At 38.1% G+C, this 1,540-nt stretch carries 2 protein-coding genes and 1 pseudogene; all 3 read left to right on the top strand.

Annotated elements, in window-relative coordinates; genetic code table 11:
- Positions 1-175, top strand: a pseudogene (locus B4237_RS09375) (hypothetical protein); the annotation flags it as partial.
- A gap of 12 nt (positions 176-187) precedes the next feature.
- A complete protein-coding gene (locus B4237_RS09370) occupies positions 188-856 on the top strand; it encodes an LrgB family protein (RefSeq protein ID WP_004877491.1) in 669 nt (222 codons plus the stop codon).
- 87 nt (positions 857-943) lie between these two features.
- Positions 944-1,387 carry a DUF2147 domain-containing protein gene (locus B4237_RS09365; protein WP_023012931.1) on the top strand — a complete coding sequence of 148 codons (444 nt, stop codon included), beginning with the start codon at positions 944-946 and terminating at the stop codon, positions 1,385-1,387.
- The last annotated feature ends 153 nt before the right edge of the window (positions 1,388-1,540 follow it).

Here is a 1,540-nt window from a genome sequence, read left to right as displayed (position 1 = left end):
TACTAATAATAAAATAATGAAAGAAAGCGCTTTTGCATTTTTACCTATCTGTGCAGGTTCTTTGATTATGTTGGTTCACTTAGGCAAAGAGATTCCTGTTTTCTTATTTGTGCTTACGTTAAGTACCTTACTCCCTCTCTGGATTTACGCCAAAATGGCAAAGCGTTGGTTATAGGAGTCGCTAAATATGTTTATGATTATTTATGGCTTTATGATCACCTTGGTCAGCTATCTGATTTCGAAACCACTCAATAAAAAATTCCCGCAAATTCCGTTGATCGTGTTTGCAATGTTTATCGTCATTGCTTTATTGGCCATTTTAGGCGTTCCTTATGAGCATTACATGAAGAACGTAAATGATATCTTTAATCATTTATTAGGCTATGTCACGGTTGCCTTAGCTATTCCTTTAGCTGCAATGCGCTATGATGATTTACCGATTAAATCTATGATCGGAATTTTATGCTTTGCAAGTATCAGTGCGGTCGCATTGCCAATGGGCTTGGCATATTTATTACATATGTCTGAACCTACAATCATGGCATTTGCTACACGTGCAGTTACGACACCTATCGCACTGAACATCGCTACCCTATTACATGCGCCATTGATGATGGTGACATTGATTGTCATTTTATCTGGTGTAATTGGTGCTGCCTTCTCTCCTTGGATTTTAAAACACATTCATGATGAACGCGCATCTGGTCTTGCTTTAGGTCTCGCAGCTCATGCCATCGGAACAGCGCAAGCATGGCAACGTGGCCCTGTGACTGGTCGTTACGCAGCGTTTGGCATGGCAGTAAATGGTGTATTTACAGCGATCTGGTTACCAACATTTATACTGTCTTTATCTTAAAATTTGCCACAAATATCACATTAAGATTGAACTAATTGTCAAAAATCCGACATAATGGGATTTCAAACGTTAAAAGGATTTTTAATGATGGGCAAACAACTTATAGGTGCATTACTCTTATCTGCAATCAGTAGCTTTTCTTTCGCAGAAGACATCACGGGGACTTGGCAAAGTATTGATGACAAAACTGGGGCACCTAAAGCGTTAATCGAAATTCGTAAAGAGACGAATGGTAGTTATGCAGGTAAAATCGTAAAGATCACCCCTCGTGCAGGCTATACTCCAAAGGAAATATGTGTAGACTGTCCAGCACCTTATACCAATAAACCAATCTTAGGCTTAGATGTTGTTACAGGTCTGAAGCACAGTGAAGGACTTAATTATAGCAATGGTCGTATTCTTGATCCGAATACAGGCAAAGTTTACAGCATGAAAGCAAAATTAAGTTCAAATGGCAAACGATTGCATCTACGTGGTTATCTTGGTGTATCGGCTTTAGGACGCAATCAAATCTGGATTCGTACTGAATAAAACTCAGATAGATAAAGCATCTACCATCTTCTCTTAGATCACTTTCGATCACGGTTTATACAAAAAGCTTTCTCATTGTCTAACAATCTTTGAGAAAGCTTTTCTACTTTTTAGCCTGAAAATTATTGAAATTTCAACAATTAATAAAAATGC

The sequence above is a fragment of the Acinetobacter sp. UBA6526 genome (assembly GCF_002434875.1).
Lineage (GTDB): Bacteria > Pseudomonadota > Gammaproteobacteria > Pseudomonadales > Moraxellaceae > Acinetobacter > Acinetobacter venetianus.
Note: the sequence above shows the minus strand (reverse complement) of the source record. Positions and strands in the feature narration are given on the sequence as shown.